At 70.8% G+C, this 19,684-nt stretch carries 15 protein-coding genes; 6 read left to right on the top strand and 9 right to left on the bottom strand.

Going from position 1 to position 19,684, the window contains the following annotated elements:
* Position 1 precedes the first annotated feature (1 nt).
* The gene (locus ACZ49J_RS24020; RefSeq protein WP_467452618.1) at positions 2–2,848 is read left to right on the top strand and encodes an SUKH-4 family immunity protein; all 2,847 of its coding nucleotides are present in this window, start codon (positions 2–4) and stop codon (positions 2,846–2,848) included.
* Positions 2,849–2,887: 39 nt separating this feature from the next.
* Here the strand turns inward: ACZ49J_RS24020 and ACZ49J_RS24015 are convergent, their stop codons facing one another.
* The gene (locus tag ACZ49J_RS24015; RefSeq protein ID WP_467452766.1) at positions 2,888–4,099 is read right to left on the bottom strand and encodes an RNA-guided endonuclease InsQ/TnpB family protein; all 1,212 of its coding nucleotides are present in this window, start codon (positions 4,097–4,099) and stop codon (positions 2,888–2,890) included.
* A gap of 441 nt (positions 4,100–4,540) precedes the next feature.
* On the opposite strand from ACZ49J_RS24015, the gene ACZ49J_RS24010 reads away from it, so the two are divergent.
* Positions 4,541–5,425: a cellulose-binding protein gene (locus tag ACZ49J_RS24010; protein ID WP_467452619.1), complete on the top strand. Its 885-nt coding sequence runs from the start codon at positions 4,541–4,543 to the stop codon at positions 5,423–5,425.
* A 60-nt stretch (positions 5,426–5,485) separates the two neighbouring features.
* Here ACZ49J_RS24010 and ACZ49J_RS24005 read toward each other — a convergent pair whose 3' ends face one another.
* The 3 genes from ACZ49J_RS24005 to ACZ49J_RS23995 all read right to left on the bottom strand — a co-directional run bounded on the left by ACZ49J_RS24005 (position 5,486) and on the right by ACZ49J_RS23995 (position 8,561).
* On the bottom strand, positions 5,486–6,076 hold the full coding sequence (locus tag ACZ49J_RS24005) for a hypothetical protein (RefSeq protein WP_467452620.1): 591 nt from the start codon (positions 6,074–6,076) through the stop codon (positions 5,486–5,488).
* Positions 6,077–6,303: 227 nt separating this feature from the next.
* Positions 6,304–7,881 (bottom strand): sodium/solute symporter, encoded by a 1,578-nt coding sequence (locus tag ACZ49J_RS24000; RefSeq protein ID WP_467452768.1) that lies wholly within the window; start codon positions 7,879–7,881, stop codon positions 6,304–6,306.
* 95 nt (positions 7,882–7,976) lie between these two features.
* Positions 7,977–8,561: a DUF485 domain-containing protein gene (locus ACZ49J_RS23995; protein WP_467452621.1), complete on the bottom strand. Its 585-nt coding sequence runs from the start codon at positions 8,559–8,561 to the stop codon at positions 7,977–7,979.
* A gap of 1,196 nt (positions 8,562–9,757) precedes the next feature.
* Between ACZ49J_RS23995 and ACZ49J_RS23990 the strand changes: the two genes are divergently transcribed.
* On the top strand, positions 9,758–10,147 hold the full coding sequence (locus ACZ49J_RS23990; RefSeq protein WP_467452622.1) for a hypothetical protein: 390 nt from the start codon (positions 9,758–9,760) through the stop codon (positions 10,145–10,147).
* A 64-nt stretch (positions 10,148–10,211) separates the two neighbouring features.
* Positions 10,212–10,511, top strand: coding sequence for a hypothetical protein (locus ACZ49J_RS23985; protein WP_467452623.1), 300 nt, complete (start codon positions 10,212–10,214; stop codon positions 10,509–10,511).
* Here ACZ49J_RS23985 and ACZ49J_RS23980 read toward each other — a convergent pair.
* A complete protein-coding gene (locus ACZ49J_RS23980) occupies positions 10,508–10,732 on the bottom strand; it encodes a DUF397 domain-containing protein (RefSeq protein WP_467452624.1) in 225 nt (74 codons plus the stop codon). The genes ACZ49J_RS23985 and ACZ49J_RS23980 overlap by 4 nt on opposite strands.
* A complete protein-coding gene (locus ACZ49J_RS23975; RefSeq protein WP_467452625.1) occupies positions 10,704–11,543 on the bottom strand; it encodes a helix-turn-helix domain-containing protein in 840 nt (279 codons plus the stop codon). The genes ACZ49J_RS23980 and ACZ49J_RS23975 overlap by 29 nt, the downstream gene beginning before the upstream one ends.
* A 415-nt stretch (positions 11,544–11,958) precedes the next feature.
* Between ACZ49J_RS23975 and ACZ49J_RS23970 the strand changes: the two genes are divergently transcribed.
* Both ACZ49J_RS23970 and ACZ49J_RS23965 read left to right on the top strand, forming a co-directional pair.
* Positions 11,959–12,426: an excalibur calcium-binding domain-containing protein gene (locus tag ACZ49J_RS23970; RefSeq protein WP_467452626.1), complete on the top strand. Its 468-nt coding sequence runs from the start codon at positions 11,959–11,961 to the stop codon at positions 12,424–12,426.
* 361 nt (positions 12,427–12,787) lie between these two features.
* A complete protein-coding gene (locus ACZ49J_RS23965; RefSeq protein WP_467452627.1) occupies positions 12,788–17,122 on the top strand; it encodes an nSTAND1 domain-containing NTPase in 4,335 nt (1,444 codons plus the stop codon).
* Positions 17,123–17,212: 90 nt separating this feature from the next.
* On the opposite strand, the gene ACZ49J_RS23960 is transcribed toward ACZ49J_RS23965, so the two are convergent.
* From ACZ49J_RS23960 to ACZ49J_RS23950, 3 genes are all read right to left on the bottom strand, one after another.
* On the bottom strand, positions 17,213–17,395 hold the full coding sequence (locus tag ACZ49J_RS23960) for a hypothetical protein (RefSeq protein WP_467452769.1): 183 nt from the start codon (positions 17,393–17,395) through the stop codon (positions 17,213–17,215).
* An 85-nt stretch (positions 17,396–17,480) separates the two neighbouring features.
* Positions 17,481–17,969, bottom strand: a complete 489-nt coding sequence (locus ACZ49J_RS23955; RefSeq protein WP_467452628.1) for a hypothetical protein — start codon at positions 17,967–17,969, stop codon at positions 17,481–17,483.
* Between the two features lie 26 nt (positions 17,970–17,995).
* On the bottom strand, positions 17,996–19,501 hold the full coding sequence (locus ACZ49J_RS23950) for an MFS transporter (RefSeq protein ID WP_467452630.1): 1,506 nt from the start codon (positions 19,499–19,501) through the stop codon (positions 17,996–17,998).
* Positions 19,502–19,684 lie beyond the last annotated feature (183 nt).

Here is a 19,684-nt window from a genome sequence, read left to right as displayed (position 1 = left end):
GATGGTGACCTTCGCGCAGGCGCAGGAGCGCGCCGAGGAGTGGATCAACGGCGATGTGCCCGGTTACCAGCACCGTGAGGTGCGGGTGCGGGAGTTCGAGCTGGGGTTCGTGGTGTGGGCCGAGGACCGGGTCGACGGGCCGCGGTCGGACGGGGGTGTGCAGCGGCTCGTCATCGCTCGGGACAGCGGTGAGGCGACGTTGTGGCCGGGGCTGCCGGTGGGTGAGGTGATCCGGCGGTACGAGGAGGAGTACGGCCGGACGGACGCCGCGCCGGAGTCCTCGTCCGTGCCTCCTCCGGCGCGGGTGGACCTGAACCAGACGTCGTTCCTGCTGACTCCGCCGGAGTGGTTGCAGGAGGCGGCCGACAAGCTGGGGATCTCGGACCGGCGGTCGGGGTCGGGACCGCAGTCGGGGCCGGAGGCGTCCGGCGGGGCTTCCGCCAATGGGGCGGCCGGTGCTGGCGCTGGTGCAGATGCCGGTTCCGGTTCCGGGTCCGGGTCCGGGTCCGATGGGGCCGGGGTGCGTCCGGCTGCGGCTGCCGCTGTCGCCGGCTCGGACACGGGGTCCGTGGCGGACGCGGTGCCGGGGCGGAGCGGTGCCCTGCCCGAGACCCTTGCCGGGTCCTCCGATCCGGCCGACGCCACGCCGTGGCCGGCGGCCGGCGCCGTGGACGAGGTGCGGGACGCGCTGCCGCAGGACGCGCTGCCGCAGGACGCGCTGCCGCAGGACGCGCCGCCGCAGGACCGCGTGCCGGGTGTGGCGCCGGGGGCGACTCCGTGGGCCGGGACCGACACCAACGCCGGTGGCGAGGAGGACCGTTCGGTACCGCTGCCGCAGACGGTGTTCGCGCCGCCACTGGCGGACGCCGAGGACGGGCCCGGCGCGGCGCCGGACGCCGAGACGGAGCTGATGTCCGGGGGCAGCCAACTGCCGCCGACCGCCGTCTCTCCGGCGCCGGACGGCTCCGCTCGTCCGCGGGACACGCCGCCTCCGCCGCCCGGCGCGCCGTCGTACGGCTATCCGCAGGCCCCGGGTACGCCTCCGCCCGGCGCGCCGTCGTACGGCTATCCGCAGGCTCCCGGTACGCCTCCGCCCGCCGCGCCCCACGCGGGTGACATCGCCGACGCCGCGACGAGCAAGGCGCAGCCGCCCCGGGGTGTGTCGTCGCCCCCGCCCCCGCCTCCGGGACCCCCGGCGCCTCCGGGCGCACCGGCGGGTGGGTACGTGCCGACGCAGCTGGTCTCGCAGCTCGGCCCGGACGGACCGGGGGGCACGGGCGGCGTGCCCGCGGCACCGGGTACGCCGGGTGCTCCGGGCGTACCGGCTGCTCCTGGTGCTCCCGGTGCTCCGCAGCCGCCGGGTGCACGGAGTGCGGCCGATGGCACGCCCCCGGGTGGTGTTCACCACGCGGCCACGGTGCTGTCGGGCCCCCCTGTGGGCGGCCCGGGCGCGCCCCAGCCTCCCGGTGCGCCCCAGCCTCCGGGTCCTCCCGGTCCTCCCGGTGCTCCGGGCCGTCCGGGTGCCCAGGGCCAGCCCGCGGCTCCCGGCGCGCCCGGCGCTCCGGGTGTGCCGGCACCACCGGGTGCCCCGGGCGCCCCGAGTGCTCCCGGCACCCCTGGTGCCGTCCACCACGCCGAGACCGTGCTGGCCGGTCCACCGGTCGGTCCACCGGTCGGTCCACCGGTCGGTCCACCGGTCGGTCCACCGGTCGGTCCGCCTGTGGGCCCTCCCGGCGCGCCCGCGGCCCCTGGTGTTCCCCAGCCTCCGGCTCCCCCCGGTATGCCCCCGGGCGCGCCCCAGCCGGTCCCCGGGCAGCCCCCGGCGGCGGGGCCGCGGCCTCCGGCGTACGGCTACCCGCAGCAGCCTCCGGGGCCGCCGACCGTGGGCCCCGGCTATCAGGCCGTGCTGCGCTACCGCGCCCCGGACGGCTCCGAGCAGCAGGTGATCCGGCGGTCGGCGCCGGGCACGCCGCACCCGGAGTGGCAGATCTTCCATGAGCTGCGCGGCATGAACATCCCGCCGGACCAGGTGCTGGAGCTGCATACGGAGCTGGAGTCGTGCGAGCTGCCGGGCGCGTACTGTGCGCGGATGATCCGTGAGCAGTGGCCGAACGCGCGGATCACGTCCATCGCCCCGTACGGCACCGATCACGCCTCGCGTCAGCAGGGTATGGCGCAGCTCCTCGCGCACCAGGGGGAGTTGCACCAGGTGGCCGACGGTCCCGCGCGGCCCGCGCCGGTGCGGGCGCCGCTTCCGCCGGTGCAGCCCGCGCCGCCCGTCCCGCCGGAGGGGATCGCGCAGGAGCTGGCGGCCGCGTTCGGGCCGGGGATCTTCCGGTTCGACCAGCATGCGGTGTCCCGGCAGGGCGTGCCGCCGGTCGTGGCGCACTCGCTGGTGGTGGGCGGACTGCCGGCCGACATGGGCCCGTTCTTCTGGGCGCAGGCCCAACCGCAGCGGCCGGTGCCGACGCTGGCCGAGCTGGCGCAGGAGCGCGGTATCCAGCCGGCTTCGGACGCGGGCTCGTACCTCGTCATGGGCAGCGACTTCGGCAAGGCGCTGTGTGTGCAGTACGGCACGGCGAACATCGTGGCGGTGCCGGTGGAGGCGGGGCCGGGTGGTGCTCCGGTGCCGCCGCAGTTCGTGAACACGGGACTGCCCGAGTTCCAGCGCTGCCTGGCGCTGCTGGGCCGGATGTGGCGGCTGCGCTACGGACTGAACCAGGAGCAGGCGGGCCGTTGGACCGTCGACTTCCAGGCGCAGTTGGCGGCGCTCGACCCGGCGGCGCTCGGTTCGCCGGAGAGCTGGTGGTCGGTGCTGCTGGAGCAGATGTGGGACGGACTGCTTTGAGTCCTCCCCGCCCTGAAGCGCAGGGTGGGGATTCCTGGCTCAGGCTGCCTCATGGAGCAGCGCTCCAGGAGGTCTTGTGCCATCAGCGCCAGCCGGGTTGAGACCAGCCCGGACGAGCATGACGTGTGCGGAGTTCTTGTCCCGTGGGGACATGGCTCCGCACGCGGTGCAGTTGTAGGTGCGCTCACCCAGCGGCAAGCGATGCTTGGCTCTCGCATCGCAGTGCGCGCAGTCCATCGTGGTGTGCGCGGGGTGTGCGAGGCGGATGTCCCGCCCGTGCTTGCGGCCCATCTCGATCAGAGCGGCCTTGGTGGCGCCGATGGCGGCGTCAGCGGCCTTGCGGGCCATGGTGGTCTTGGCCAGGAACTTCGGGCGGAAGTCCTCGACAGCGATGGCGTCGTGGTCGCGGACGACCTTCTTGGCCCACTTGCGACCGGTGTCCTCACGTTGCCTGGCGACCTTCTTGTGCGCTTTCGCCCGCAGTCTCTTCGCCGCGCGGTAGCCCTTCGATGCCGGTTGTCCCTTCTTCGGCTTGCGGCGGGCCATCATCCGGTCGTACCGGGTCAGCTTCGTGCGGGCCTCCTTGCCGTGCGCGGCGTGCGGCAGGTCGTGCGCGTCGGACGTGGTGGTCGCGGTCTCCTTGACGCCCCAGTCGACGCCGAGTGCGCGGCCGGTCTCCGGCAAGGGCTCAGCCTGAGCGGGGACAACGAACGAGCAGTACCAATGCCCGAGGCTGTCCTGGTACACGCGTACCGAGGACGGCTCAGCTGGCAGTTCCCGCGACCACACCACAGTCAGGACGATGCCCCCGGCCAGGTGCAACCGGCCGTCCCGCAGGCGGAACCCGCGCCGCGTGTAGTTCAGAGTCGGCAGCGCCTCGCGTTTGGTCTTCCACTTCGGCATCCCGGCCCGGCGGGCCATGGGCAGGCGCTCTGCGATGTCCTTGTGCGCCTTGGCTCGGGAGCGGCCGAAGTCGCGGATGACCTGCTGCTGGACAACCGACGAGCCCTCACGCAGCCACGGCATACGGGCGCGGGCCTCGGTCAGCATCCGATCGAGCTGAGCCGGGCCGCACGTGGCTTCCTGACCGGTGGACTTGTTCTGCAGGTCTACGGCCCTGGACTTGGCGACGCATTCGTTCCACACCCAACGGCATCGGTCCCCTTCCGCCGACAGGGCGGTGCGGGCAGTGGACGACACGCGCAGTCGGTAGGTGTATCGGGCATGTTCGATCTCCGCAGCCGCCCTCATCTGCACCATCTCGCCCCCTCACGGCCCCCGGCCGGGACATTGCGCCAGCCCGGACCCCCTGAAGGACCATACGTACGACGGCCGCACAAACGCACCCAGATCCGCCAGTCACCATCCTGACCGGCGATCACAGGCACGCATGTTCGATCACCTCGGCGATACCCAACAGCGGGTGTGCGCCCTCCGCGCCCTGAACCGATGCGGCGACGCTCCGAGCCGCGACACCCGGCGATTCCTCCCCGGCGTGAACGCGGGCAGAGGGGCCTTCCTCGCGAGAAGCAGGTGGCCGGGCCCGGCCCTTTCGCGTGCGGACGACGACTGGGGACCGCGCGGACGACGACCGGGGGCGACGGCCGTTGCTCTCAGGTGGAGTGTCGCGTTATGAGCACTTACACCCGATGAATCAAGATATGCGCGAAATCATTCGAGAGGGGTTCCAGGATGAGCAGCGCATCGGTGTCGTCGGACGGCTTCGCGGTCGTACGGCGTGGCTACCGTCCCGACCAGGTCGACGCGTACACGGCGACCCTCTCGCAGGACCGTGACGCGGCGTGGGAGCGGGCGGCGCGGCTGACCGTGCTGGCCAAGGAGATGGAGGCCGAGACGGAGCGGCTGCGGGAGGAGGTGGCCCGGCTGGCTCCGCAGACGTACGAGGCGCTCGGTGAGCGGGCGCGCCAGTTGTTCGAGCTGGGCGCGGAGGAGGCCGAGGAGGTGCGGGCGGGCGGCCGCAGGGACGCCCAGCGGATCGCCGACGAGGCGGAGGAGGCGGGGCGCCGGGTGCGTGAGGCCGCGCAGGCGTACGCCGACGAGGTGCGCGGCGAGGCCGAGGAGCGGGCCCGGCAGCGGTTGCTCGCGGCCCGGGCGGAGGCGGACGACCTGCGGGTCGAGGCCCGGCTTGAGGTCAAGGAGCGCCGGGGCGAGGCGCTGGCCGCGCTGCGGGAGGTGCGCCGGCGGACCGAGGGGCTGCTCGCCGAGCAGGAGAAGGAGTACGCCGACCGGTGCGAGGAGATGGACCGCGAGCTGGCTGAGCGTGAGGCGGTGTTCGAGGCCAGGCACGCCGAACGGATGGCCCGTGCCGAGGCCGCGCTGTCGGAGGCCGCACGTGCCTGCGCCGAGGCCGAGGAGTCCGACGCCCGCGTCCAGGCCGACGCCGAGGCCCGCGCCGCCGAGGTGATCGCCGAGGCCCGGGTCCAGGAGGACCGCATCATCCGCGAGACGGAACGTGTGCTGCGGGAACACGGCGAGCAGTGGGACACGGTGCGGGCCCACATGGACCATGTGCGCAACAGCCTGGCGGCGCTCACGGGGCGGGCACCGACGGAGTAGGGGTGTGCGCCGGGCCGGTGACGCGGTGGCGTCACCGGCCCGGCGGCGTGATCGGCGGGGTCAGCCGAAGGTCAGTCCCGTCGTCTTGTTGGACATGTCACCCATGGTCGTCATGACGCGCTTCGGGCCGGTGGTGTCACCGCCGTTGCGGACCTGGTGCTCGTAGTGGTTGACGTCGCAGGTGTTGTAGCCCTGGAAGGACGAGATCCGGTCGTTCCACGAGGGCCAGGCGTCGCGGACGTCGTTCACGGTGAAGTCCCGCTGCCCGTCCTCCACGCAGGGCGCGCTCGCCGTGATGGTGAGGGTGCCGCCCGAGGGGCTGAGGTTGGCGATGTCGTACTCGATGGACAGGACGTAGTCGACGGCGGCCGCGCCGGCGCCCGCGGCCGTGGGCATGGGGCCGTCCATGCGCTGCTGGAACGACGCGGTCGTGCGGGCGGCGAGCGACGCGTCGGTCACCTTGCCGTTGGTGGCGTCGGCGATGGCGGCGCGGAAGGTGTCGTAACAGGTGCTCGTGTCCGTGGAGACGTTGTACACGCAGTGGCCGTTGGTCGTGTCGGCGGCGCTCGCCTGTGCCGGTACGGCGACGACGCCGCCGAAGAGCAGCCCCGCGGTGAGGACGGTTCCGGCTGATGCGCGCAGTGCGTTCATGTGCGAACCCCCATTCCGGGCCGACGCGTGGGCCGGCCCGTTCGACGTGATGCGCGTGCGGCGACTTCGCTGGTCAGAGGCGTGGCTGCATGCGCATGTCAGTGCCCTTACCGTCACACGATCTTGCATGCGCCACAAGAACACTTTCTCGTCACACAGGCATCGCAAGGTGGGGAGAACCGGCCATTCCGCCCGCACGACCGCGTCGTCGGCACCCTGGGGCGGCGTCAGTTCCTGCGTTCCGCACCGGCGAGGATCCTGCCCTCCACCGCCTCGTACTGCCTGCGCTGTTCCTCCGCCGTCTCCCGGCCGGAGGCGAGCGTGCCGAGCCAGCCGAAGGCGAAGCCGAGGGGGATGGAGACGATGCCGGTCGTGGTGAAGGGGAACCAGTTGAAGTCGGCGTCCGGGAAGGCCGCGACGGGCGAGCCCGAGACCAGGTTGGTGCCGGGCATCAGGACGAGCACGGACAGGGAGCCGCCGATGAGGGTGCACAGCAGGCCGGCGCGGGTGTAGCGGCGCCAGAAGAGGCTGTAGACGAGGGCGGGGGCGAGCGCGGAGGCGCCCAGGCAGAAGGAGAGCGTCACCAGGGGCTGCAGGCTGTGGTGCTGGACCATCGTGGCGAGGAGGATCGCGACGACGCCCACGACGGCCGCCGAGAATCGGGCCAGGGCCATCTCCCCGCGCGGGGTCAGGGGCCTGGCCCGGGTGGCGAACACGTCGTGGGCCAGGGAGTTGGCGCAGGCCAGGATCATCCCGGCGACCGACGCGAGCAGCGTGAGGAAGAGCGCTGTCGTGACCGTGGTGAACAGCAGCGTCTCCGCCGTGGAGATCTCCGCGCCGAACGCCGCCCGGGAGCCCAGCAGATAGGCCGTGTTGCCCTGCGGGTCCGCCCGCGCGATCACCTCGCGGCCGATGAGCGCGGTCGCGCCGAAGCCGACGACGGTGATGACCGGCACGAACAGGGCGACCGACGGCACGGCCCAGGACAGGGAGCGGCGCACCTCGCGTGCGCTGCCCGCGGAGTACATGCGCATCGTGATGTGGGGCAGGCACGCCCCGCCCAGGACCACGGTGAGCTGGGCGCTGATCATGTCCAGCTCGGGGTGGGGGCCGCCGGCGAACTGCAGGCCCGAGTGCAGCAGGCCGGAGCCGACGTCGCTGTTGTCCGCCGCCGCGCCGAGCAGCGCGCCGGGGTCCCAGCCGAAGCGGTCGAGGATCAGTACGGCGATGATCCCGCCCGAGCCCAGCAGCATCACGATCTTCAGGATCTGGATCAGGGCGGTGCCCTTCATGCCGCCGATCGCCGCGTAGGCGATCATCAGGGCGCCGAGGCCGACGATGACGCCGGTCTTCAGGTTCTCTCCGGAGAAGCCCAGGATGAAGGCCAGCAGGTCGCCGGTGCCCGCGAGTTGGACCAGCATCAGCGGCAGCAGCGCGGCGAGGGTCGTGGCGCACGCGGTGACGCGCACCGCGCGGCCGGGCATCCGGCGGGCCAGCGCGTCGCCCATGGTGAACCGTCCGGTGTTCCTGAGCGGCTCGGCCAGCAGGAACATCAGCAGCATCAGGGACAGGGCCGTGCTGAGGGCGAGGACCACACCGTCGTAGCCGAAGAGGGCGATCACGCCTCCGGTGCCCAGCACCGACGCCGCCGAGATGTAGTCGCCCGCGATCGCGAGCCCGTTGCGCATCGGCGAGAGCGAGCGGTAGCCGGTGTAGAACTCGTCGAGGTCGTCGCGGTCGGGGCCCGTCATCACGCACAGCAGCAGCGTGATGGTGGCGACGGCCGTGAACGCCACGAGCGACATCGTCTGCGCGGAACCGCCGAACTCGGCGAGCCCGTCGGCGGCCTGCGGGCTGTGGGTGTGGCTGTGGGGGTGAAGGTGGGGGTGGATCGGCCCGGTCATCGCGCTGTCTCCCGCTTGGCGTCGAGTTCGGCGTGGGTGCGGATGCGGTCGGCGAGCGGGTCGACGCGGCGGCGCGCGGTGCGCTCGTACCCCCAGATCGCCAGGCAGGTGACGGGCACCTGGAGCAGGCCCAGCAGCAGGCCGGTGGACAGGCCGCCGGAGACGGTGCCGGTCATGAAGGACGGTGCGAACGCGGACAGCACCAGGAAGAGCGTGAAGTAGCCGAGCGCGGTGAGCGTGGCCACGCGGCGCTGCCAGCGGTACGCGCCGCGCAGGACCCGCAGATCGCTGTGGCGGACGAGCGAGGGGCGGCGCGGGGAGGGCCGCGCGGCGGATGCGGGCTCCTGCGGCTCCCACGGGTGAGCGGCTTGCGGTGACCCGTAGTTGGGCGGGTACGGCGGCGGACCGTAGTCGGTCGGGTGCGGCGTTGGTGCGTAGTCGGTCGGGTACGGCGGTGGTGCGTCGTGCGGGTATGGCGGTGGAGGGTTGTGAGGGTTCCGATAACTGTGCCTGGGCGGGTGGTGCTCGGGCGGGCGGTCGGGCGGCGGTTCGTGCTCGGGCGACGAGAAGGCGTCTGACATCCCGTTTCTCCTTGCGCGGCCAGGGTCCGGGGGTGCGGACCGCAGGGAGCGGTGGGCGGCCTGCACGCTACTGCGACGGAAGCACGAGTGTGCGGTTTTCGCCAAACTGAGCGGTCGGTATGCGCTTGCTCCGGAGATCCGCACGACCGTCTGACGCTTCAGCAAGTCTGTGGGCTTGTTGTGGCGGAAGCGTGAGGAGGGCCTCATGTAACTCGCTTGGTCGGCTGGATACCGCTGGGTAACCTGTCCGCGGCCGAGCGGAGTTGAAGTATGGCAGCGCGCGCTCCTTCAGCTCCGAGGAGAGAAGGACGGTCCATACACAATGATCCGCACCGTTATCAACAAGGCTGACATGCCTGCCTCCGCGTATGTGCCTCACAGGTCGGAGCTCGCCGACGGCGGGTTTTCTCTCGGAGACGATGTGCTGTCGAAGTTGGGGAGGCCGCGGATCATGACAGGTGTGAGCACAGGAGCCGGGTGCCCGTGAAATATGTAGTCGCGTCACCCTCGAAGGCGGCAGTCGACGGGTGCCGGGCGGCATTGGCAGGAATCGCCGATGTGGAGTTCAGGGTTGGCTCTGTGCCGGACACCTGGCCCGGCTGTGATGCCGCAGTGGTGTGGTGGCCTCTGGCTCATGAGCAATACGGTGGAGCTCCAGAGCCAGGGGTGGCTCAGGTCCTCTTCAATACCCAGGGAGATAACGCGCCAGAGGTCATCTTGGCGACACCCTCCGGGCCGGGCGGGACGTCGGGGGTAGGCCCGGCCGAGCCGGAAATCGAGGAGTACACATTCAGCTCTTTGGATGCGTGCGTTCAGGAATACGTGCGGCATTTCCCTGAGCGTCGCGCTGGAGCGGTGATCCTTATTCACCTGGAGGCGTCGGGTATCAATAGGCGCGACATGAAGGCTCCGCTCCGGGGCTTGGAGAGGTTCCTTCGTGCAGGCAGGTGAAGTCGGCTGAACAGATGCATGTGCCCCGCCGCACCGGGCGGGGCCCATGTGTGGGGTGACGCGGGAGGGAAGCAGGCGCTCGGCCTCATGGGCGCTCATGCCTGCGTTTCTGGGCGGCGTTCTGCGTCTCGCTGGGGTCTGTTCGGCCGAACCTTCGACGGAATTGCATCTCGACGGAGACTGAACGGCCTTCCGCCCGCCGTGTTCCCCGATCGGACAATCTTTTTTCTTCAAGGTGGAGTGCAATGAGTGAAGTCGACGAGACCGTCATGCCCAGGCAGGCGCGCGCTGCTCAAGTGCTGTTGTTCGCGCTGGCCTTCACGGGGCTGGTTGTCGTACTCGCGCTGGAGAGCGGGCTGACGTCCTACGGTTTCGGCGAGTTGCTGGCGCCCTGGTTCCTCGTCTGGGTGTGCGCGCTGCTCGCCCTGAGGTACGGCGGCAGCGCACGCGGTGGGGTGCGGATCACCACGATCGTGGTGATGGTGTTCGTCCTCGTCGGGTCCTTCAACCAGGCCTTCAGCGCCACGGCGCCGGCCGAGTTCACCGACGCCGCGCTGCGCATCGTGTTCGGAGTGCCGGTGGTCGTCCTGCTGTTCCTGCCGAAGGCTACGGAGTGGTTCGAGCGGGAGGGCTGACGAAGGCGTGTCGGGCACTGGGGGCATCGGTATGCGGAGATTGGCCGAACTGATCAGGGAGTTGGTGAGCGAAGACAAGCGGATGCGGGAGTCCGGTAGTGACCGGGTCGAGGACTGGATCCGCAGCTACTCCCCGACGGAGGCCCGCATCATCGCCGAGACGCTCGCGATGATGGCGTCCTTCGAGGAGTCCCGGGCATGCGTGGAGGCACAACTGCACGCACTGTCCGAGCTGGACACGGCGGACCTGATCGGCGCCGCGGACCTGACTCCGCTGCGAGACATCCCCGCCTCGGCGGTACATGCCGAGCACGGGGACTACTTGGAGGACCTGGCGACTTACGTTCGGCGAGAGACCGGCTAGCGCGTGGCTGCGCCCACCGCGTTGATGAACGCCTGCCAGGCCGGCGCCGTGAAGACGAGGGCCGGGCCGGTGGGGTTCTTGCTGTCGCGGACGGGGATGTGGGTGGGGAGGGCTGCGGGGGTGACTTCGAGGCAGTCGCCGCTGCTGCCCCCGCTGTAGCTCGACTTGCGCCAGGAGGTCAGCACCGAGGCGTCAACAATCCTGTGCTCGTTGCGCTTCACACTCGTACTCCTCCGCAACAGACCTGAACAGGGCCAGGGACTCCCGGTGCGACAAAGCGTCGCCCAGAGCATGATCGTAGGCGACCTGGCAGTCGCGAACCACGGACGGAAGTTCCCAAATCCGGCCAGACTTGAGGCCTTCCGTGTAGGCGATGGGCGGGAGGTCCTCGAACCACATGAGCGAGACGAATCCCTCCAGCAAGGCGTGGTAGCCGGCCGAGAAGGGCAGGACATGCGCGCGGATGCGGTGGCTCTCTCCGAGGGCCAGGATGTGACGAAGCTGTTCGCACATCACGCCCGGTCCACCGACGGTGCGCCGTAGCACCGCCTCGTCGAACAGCACCCACACCTTCGGGGAGTGGAAGTTGTCGAGAATTCGGGCGCGCTCAAGGCGGGTGGCGAGAAGATCTTCGCGTTCTTCCTTGCTCTTCGGTGCAGCGCCCGAGCCGAGCACCTCACGTGCGTACGCCGGGTTCTGCAGGATGCCGGGAACCAACTTGGGGGCGTACTCACGGATCTCGGTGGCCTTGCCCTCGAACTCCAGCGCCTCCGCGAAGTGTTCCGCCACCTTCCGCCCGTCCAGCGTCGGCAGGAACCGCTCGAAGAACCCACCCGCCCCCAACACCTGATCCAACCGCCGCGCGTCCTCCACATCCGGCCGTCGCCGCCCCGCCTCGATGTGTGCGATGTGCGTGCGGGACATCACGACACGCTGGCTCAGCTCCTCCTGCGTGAGCCCCGCCGCCTCCCGCCTCCGCTTCAGTTCCTCGCCGTACTGCTCCCGGGACCGCGGATTGTCCTCGATCGCCACGTCCTGACTCCCCTCCGTGCGAACCCCGTTGTCACGTTCAGCTACCTTCCGAGCGTATCCACGATGACGTCACTCTGTGAGCGCAACAGCACACAACGTGAGGGCGATGTCATGGAGGAGCAGGAAGAGGGGCTCGCCGGGGCGTACATCACGCTGCGGGTCTCGCGGGACGGTGGGCGGACCTGGGGGCAGAGAGTGACGTACCAGCCCTCGCGCAAGGACGGCCCGATCGAGTCGGCCGGACGCTTCCCGCCGTGCGCGTGTTTCAGGTGTGCTGGCGAGAGGCGACAGTCATCGCCATAAATACTTGCATATTCGCAACAATCACAAAATAATCACTTACTCTCCAACCTCTGTGCATATCGCAGCGTTGGGAACTACGGTCGCTCCACCCGTAACACCCAGGGGGGACGACATGACCAACCCGTACACCGCACCCATGCCGCAGCCGCCCCGAGCGGCACCCAAGTGGGCTCGTAAGCGGTATGTGCTGCCCGCGATCGGCTTCGCGTTCTTTCTCGGGATAGGCGTCGGTGCCGGTGGCGAGGAGACCACCACCGACGCCAAGCCGACCGCGGCCAAGCCCCATCCGACCGTCACCGTCACGGCTACGGCCACCGAGACGGCGGAGGCGAAGGTGAAGGCCGCGCCGACGGTGACAGCGACCAAGACGGTGAAGGTCAAGGTCACCAGGACCGTCACCGCTGAACCCGCCGACGACGGCGGCTCCAGTGGAGGCGGCGGTACGGGGGGTGGCGGCGACGTCTCCTACTCGAACTGCTCCGAAGCCCGCGCTGCCGGTGCCGCGCCCGTCCACAGCGGGGACCCCGGCTACGGCAGACACCTCGACCGCGACGGAGACGGCGTCGGCTGCGACAGCTGACAGAGTGGGCGCCCCCTGCATTGAGCCGGCGTTCATGCCCCGGTGGTGTCCGACGTGGGGCAGGCTTGCGCGACGAAGACGGCGCGGGTTCCGGGGAGTTCGCATAATGTGACATGGACACCTGGAGAGGGGGCCGGTCGATGGCGTACTCCGCAGGGATACGGCTTGCGGACGGCGACGGTGGGTGCGTTGAAGCCTCCCGTGGAGAGTCCGGCAGGGGGGATCACGTCGGCTGGGCGGCATCCCTGGCGCAGGCTCCGTCGGAGAGGTGCATGGCGTCCCGGGACGCCGGTTTCGCACCGGGCGCCAGAGGACGCCCGGGAGCGGGGCCGGCCGGAGGCATGGCGTAGCAGGAACAGCCGTGGCAGCGGTCCATGAGGAAGAGATCCTGGCGCGTTCACTCGTCCGCGTCCGTTCCGCATCCGGTGACGTGATCGGTGCCGGGTTCCTGATCGACGCGGACGTCGTGTGCACCTGCGCTCACGTCGTAGCACGGGCGACGGGTCTGTCCACGACTCCCGCAGAGGCTCCGCCGGACGCGGTGCGTGTGGAGTTCCCGCTGCTGCGGGACGCCTCCGGGGCGGTGCCCGGTGGTGACTGCGAGGTGGCGGCCTGGCGGCAGATCAACGACGACGACACCGGAGACGTGGCCCTGTTGCGACTGCGGCGGCCGGTTCCCGGCACCCGCCCCGTGCCACTTGTGGACGGGACCCAGGTGTGGGACCACTCGTTCCGGGTCATGGGCTTTCCCCGCGGTTCCGAACACGGGGTGTGGGCCTCGGGCACGTTGCGTGCCCGCCAGGGCGCGGGCTGGCTGCAAATGGAGACCTCCGCCCCGGGGCAGCGGATCTCCCCGGGATTCAGCGGCTCTCCGGTGTGGGACGACGCGCAGGGCGGCGTTGCCGGGATGACGGTGGCGGCGCAGCGGGGCGCCGACTCGACCACCGCATACCTGATTCCGTCCGCGTCCCTCGTCGACGAGAGCGTTCTGCGTCCCCGCTGCCCGTTTCGTGGACTCGCCCCCTTCACAGAGGCGGACGCGGGCCTGTTCCACGGACGGGAGGAGGAGACGGAACGGCTGGTGGCAGCCGTCGGCCGTCAGCCGCTGACCCTGGTGGTCGGCCCTTCAGGCTGCGGCAAGTCCTCACTGGTCCGCGCGGGACTGCTGCCCCGGCTCAGAGCCGACCACCTGACGGTCTCCGAACTGCGCGCGGTTCCCGGAGTGGACCCGGCCGCGGCCGTGGCCCGCACCGTGGTTCCCGTACTGGAGCCGGACCTCGGTGAGGTCGACCGCCTCCGTGCGGCCGCTGAACTGGCCGACTTACTGTCCGCCCAGCAGCGGGGAAACGCATCGGTCGCCGACTCGCTCGACGGACTCGGAGCCGAGTTGGGAGCCCGTATCCTCGCCCACGCGGGCGAGGGCGGCCACGTCCTCTTCGTGGACCAGTTGGAGGAGTACGCCGCTGCCGAGCCGTCCGCCGCCCGTGCATTGCTTCGGTTGCTCATGTCACTCGGCTCAGGGCAGGACCCCGCGGCGGAACGGGTGTTGCGCGTGGTCGCCACCGCCCGCCCGGAGTCGCTCGACACCCTCGTGACGCCGGCGACCGCCGAGGTGCTGAGCGGCGGCGGCACTCAGTTCCTGGCCCCGCTTTCCGCCCAGGGACTTCACCGGGCGATCACCGCCCCGGTCGAGGCGGCGGCCGGTCTCTGGTTCGAGGCGGGACTGCCCGAACGGATCGTCACCGACGCCGGAGACGAGCCCGGGCGGATGCCGCTCGTGGAGTTCGTCCTGACCCGGCTGTGGGAGCGGCGGGACCGTTCGATGCTCACGCACGCCGCCTACGACACGCTGGGCGGCGTCGCCGGGGCCCTGGTCGGCTACGCCGAGGACTCCTTGCGTCCCCACCTCGCCGCCGAGGAGGAAACACTCGTCCGGCGGCTGTTCGCGCAGATGGCACGCCCCGACGACAGCGGGGGCTTCTCTCGGCAACCAGCCCGGATGGCTGACCTCGACCCGGCTCTGCGGTCACTCGCCCGGCGGCTGAGCTCGACGAAGCTGCTGGTCCTCGGCCACGCTCCCGACGGAGAGGAGATCGTCGACCTGGCCCACCAGGCCCTGACCGCTCTGTGGCCCCGGCTGAACCAGTGGCTGGTCGACTCCCGTGACTTCAGGCTGTGGCAGGAGCAACTGCGCCAGGACATCCGGCGCTGGCACGAACAGGGCGAAGAACCGGGCGCGCTGCTGCGCGGCAGCGTCCTGGCCAGGGCATCGGAGTGGCTGGAGCGGCGGCCGGAGGACATCACCGACGCCGAGCGCGCGTACATCACGCAGAGCAGCCGCCACCATCGGCGCAATACCCGCCGTTGGCGCATGCTGGCAGCCTGCCTTGCCGTGCTGTCACTGCTGGCGACAGGCCTCAGCTTCAGCGTCTGGCAGAGAGGCAAGGACGTCCAGAAACAGCTGCGGACCCAGGCGTCCCGGCTGCTCGCGGACATCTCGGACCGTTACGCGGCCAATGAACCGGCCCTGTCCATCCAGTTCGCGCTGGCCGCGTGGCGGGCCGATCCGACACCCGAGGCGTATGCGGTACTACTGCGCCAGTACGCCCGCGGACAGCAGCTCTCGGGCAGCCATCTCGGGCTGTGGCCGGGCCGGTTCCAGGACATGGAGATCACGGCGGACGGCGGGACCATCGTGGTGCGTTCGGTCGAGGAGGAGGGGGATCCGGCGTTCACCGTGATCACCGGTCTGCACGATCAACACCCCCGGCACCGGCGGCTGCGGGGAGTCCCGGACGCCACAGATCTCAGCAGCGCCCTGAGCCCGGACGGCCGTAGCTACGCCCTGGGCGGCGTGCGCGGAGTGTGGGTCTGGGACCTCACCGGCGAGGGAGAACCTCGGCTCCTGAAGTCCGAGGACGGCAAGGGCCGCAAGGTGAACGGCACCGTCCTGGACTACAGCAGCGACGGGCGGCGCTTGCTGCGGATGCTCAAGTTCTACGACGGGTCCGGTGCGGCCGGTGGCCACGACCGACACGCGGTGGTCTCCGCCTGGGACCTCCCCTCCGGTCGGTCCTTGCCGACCGCCCGGGACCTGGTGCCGGGCGACCCGGATGACGCCGCGTTCACGGCCGACGCCGACCATGTCGTCTTCACGGCGGGCTACTCGGCGGCGGGGGCCGAAAGGACCGTGATACGCGCTCTGGAAACGGGCCGCGAGGTCCATAAGTTCGCCAGGACGGGCGGGCACACGGTGATCGCGGGGGCCGGTGAACTGCTCGTCGAGGAGACGAGAGGGGCATCCGCCGCGGAAACGACCACACGTGCCCGTCCGGCGAGCCCGGCACGCGGCCGTGCGGTGCCTCTGCCCTCGGGGGCCGACGTCCACACGAGCGACGCGGCGGGCGAGTTCGCCGTGCTGGCGCAGCAGGCCCGACCGGACGCCTACTGCGAACTCACCCTGATCCGACTCCGTACCGGAGAGGCCTACCGGACCCGGACACCCATGCCCGGGCTTTCCAGGTACACCGAGTGCAATTCCAAGCTTGCCGCGGTGTCCGCCCCGGACGGCAACGTCACCGTGGTCGTCCCCACGACGAACGCCCTGCTGACCGCCGTGGCCACCCCCGTGAAGGAGGTGTCGACACTCAACGCGGCGAACACTTCGGCACGGGGAGCGCTCTCGCCCGACGGCACGTACGTCGCACAGGTCCAGGACACGTTCCTGGAGGTCGTCAGAACCATCAGCGGCAGCAGAGGCGAGCGGGTGCCCTTGGAGGGGACCGCCTCCGACCGATCCAAGCCGACGTGGACGGCTGACTCCCAGTGGATCCTGTTGGAGCAGCCCGGCGGGGGGTTGGCGGCGTTCGCGGCGCGCGACCCCCACAGACGCGTGGACCTTTCCTGGGAGGAAACGGACCGTCCGGCCAGAGAGAAGGGCGTGGAGGCTGTCGAGCCGCTCCGCGGCAGCGAGGTCGCTGTCCTGACGACCGACGGCCGACTGCTGACCATGGACGCCGCCACGGGGAAACGGGTGGGAGCCCCCATCGAGATGGAGCGCAAGACCGACCAGCAGATCTCCGATCTCTTCAGCCCCTTCGGCCAGTTGCGCGCACGCCCGGCACATCCGTACGAGGTCGCGGTCGTGACGAGCGCCGGGACGACGCCCGGGACGGTCGAACTGTGGAACGTCCGCACCGGTACCCGCCTGCACACCCTGACCGTCGGCGCACTGAACAGCCGCTCGGCACTGGACGGATCCTCGGCCAATACCCCTCTGCTCTTCAGCACGGACGGAAAACACCTGGTGTCGGCCCATCTGGACGGCTTCCTCCGCCGGTGGGATGTGGACCGGGGCGTCCGGGTCGGCCGTGAGCTGGCGGCCACCGGCGCCGGAGTCGACAGGCTCGTCGGCTTCGGAACGAAAGAGACACTGATCACCTTCGGCAGGGACGCCGAGCTGCAGTTCTGGGATCTGGAGAGCGGGCTGCTGCTCGCCGACCACCCCACGTCGGCAGCCATCGACTTCGCCCTGCGCGACGAACGACTGATCATCGCCGGCGACGGCTGGTTCCAGGATCTGGACCTGCGCCCGCAGGCCATGGTCGACACCCTGTGCAAGGCGGTCGGCCGGGACTACACCGCCGCGGAACGCAAACTCCTTCCGGAGGGCGCGCCACGAACCCCACCGTGTTGACGACGAGTCACCGAGTGCGCCGTACGCTTTACCGTTCCTGTGCGGGGAGTTGCGAGTCAGTACACCGACCGCGGGGGCCGTCGGCCTGCGCTAGCCGTCCGAGCCGCCGCTCCGGTTCGAGCGAATCGAGACGCGGCGCACCCCCTCGCCCGCCGCCAGTGTCACGGCGGCCACCGCACGCACCCAGCGCGGGCCGCCCCGCGACGCCCACACCACGCACACGCACCCCGCGAGCGCGAGCACGACGACGACGGACAAGATGACGATCACAATCGTCCCCCTTCTGCTGTTACGGTCCGCGTCATCCTCTCAGCTCGACGCTCGTAGCCCGGTGTCGAGCCCGGAGCCCTGCTGACTGTCAGTCCCACGCGTTGAAGAGGACTCCGCCCAACGTGGTGATGCCGTAGGAGCGGACTTCGCGCCACTCGCCCCGGGTGAGCACCGAGGTGTCGATGTCCGAGAGCGGCAGAGTGAGTCGCGCGCGGTCAAGGACGACAAACCCTTGGTCGGCGAAGGTATGGGCCCACGGTGGCGGTGCGAGGAACTCCTCGGTGTACCACTCCCGGCGTTCCTGAGCGAACGCGATCCAGGGGTGGTGGGCGTGACACAGGATGACGCACTCACCCGTGTCCTCGACGACCGTCGCGGTGTGGAACGTACGCGGGTACGTCTGTTCCTCCATCTCACCCACGCGGCCTTTGGCCGCCCGGGCGGCTGCGTACAGCGCCGCGCGGAACGTCCGCAGGTCGGTTTCCGGTAGTGGCCCGTCCTTCGGCTGGAAGAAGCCCGTGGCGCCTCGCGGGAGTGTGAACGCCGCGTCCTTGCCCGTGTCGTCGTCTACGGCCATGTGGCTCATTCTGTCGGTGAGAAAGCTCAGTCCTTGAGGACCGGGAACCGCCGCGGCGCCAGCAGCAGGAGGGCCACGAACGCCAGTGCCGCCGCCCCCGCCGCGCCCAGGTACACCGCGTGGACCGCGTCCGCCACGGCTCGGCGTACGTGGTCCGGGGCGGCGCCCGAGTCCAGGGCGTGGGTGACCGCGTCGAGGTCGCCGGCGCCGCCCAGCCGTGCGGCCAGCACCCCGTTGGCGACGGCGCCGAAGATCGCCGCGCCCACCGTCTGGCCCGTCTGGCGGCAGAAGAGGACCGAGGCGGTGGCGGTGCCGCGCTCCGCCCAGCCGACCGTCGACTGGACGCCGACGATGAGCGGGAGTTGGAAGATGCCGAGGGCGGCGCCCAGCAGGAGCATCAGGAGCGTCGGCTGCCACGCCTCGCCCGGGTACGGCAGCAGCGGGAACGCGGCCAGGATCAGCGTCGCCGCACCGATCCCCAGCATCGCCGTGTCGCGGAAGCCGATCCTGCGGTACACGTGCTGGCTCAGCGCCGCCGACACCGGCCAGCTCAGCGTCCACACGGACAGGACGAAGCCCGCCGCGATCGGGGCCAGGCCCAGGACCGACTGCGCGTAGGTCGGGAGAAAGACCGTGGGGGCCACCATCACGAACCCCAGCGCGCCCAGGGCCAGATTGACCGCCGCGATCGTACGGCGGCGCCATACCCAGCCCGGGATGATCGGTTCGGCCGCCCGGCGTTCGATGGCCACCAACGCCACGACCAGGGCAAGTCCCGTGCCCAGCAGGGTGAGGGAAGGCCACGACAGCCATGGCCAGGCCACCCCGCCCTGGACCACGGCCGTCAGCAGGGCGCCCCCGCAGGCGAACACCGTCAGCGCGCCCGCCCAGTCGGTACGGGGGCGTGGACCGCCGGTCCGTCGCTGCGGCTCGTGGAGGTGGCGGGCCAGGAGCCACAGCGCCACCGCGCCGAGCGGCAGGTTGATGAGGAAGATCCAGCGCCAGTCGGCGTAGGCCGCGAGGATCCCGCCGAGGGCCGGGCCCGCTACCGCCGAGGTCGCCCACACCGTGGAGAGCCTGGCCTGGATGCGCGGGCGTTCCTTCAGCGGGTAGAGGTCGGCGGCGAGCGTCTGCACCGTGCCCTGGAGGGCGCCGCCGCCCAGGCCCTGCACGATGCGGAAGGCGATGAGGGCGGCCATGTTCCAGGCGAGGGCGCAGAGCAGGGAGCCGAGGAGGAAGAGGGCCGCTCCCGCGATCAGCACCGGTTTGCGGCCGAAGGTGTCGGAGAGCTTGCCGTACACGGGGAGCGTGACCGTCACGGCCAGCAGGTAGCCCGAGAACAGCCACGAGAAGACCGAGAAGCCGCCGAGGTCGCCGACGATCTGGGGGACGGCGGTCGACACGATCGTGGAGTCCAGCGCGACCAGGCCCATGGCCAGCATGAGCGCGGCGACGACGGCTCCGCGTCTGTCGGTTCCGGGGTGCTGAGCCGAGTCGCGTGTCGCGGGTCTGGTCTCGCTGGTCTCGCCCACCGGAATCCTTTCCCCTTGCACCTATCTGCCGGGCACAGCTTGCCACTTGACCCTCACGCAGCGGGAGGGTGCACGCTGGGTGGGCCGGTGGGCGGACCGGACCCCGAGATTCGCTCCACCTGTCGGTGGAGATCCCCTAGGGGGACCTCCGCACTAGGGCTGGGGGCCGGTTCGTACCGCCGG

The sequence above is a fragment of the Streptomyces sp. NPDC030840 genome, from assembly GCF_055572015.1.
Note: the sequence above shows the minus strand (reverse complement) of the source record. Positions and strands in the feature narration are given on the sequence as shown.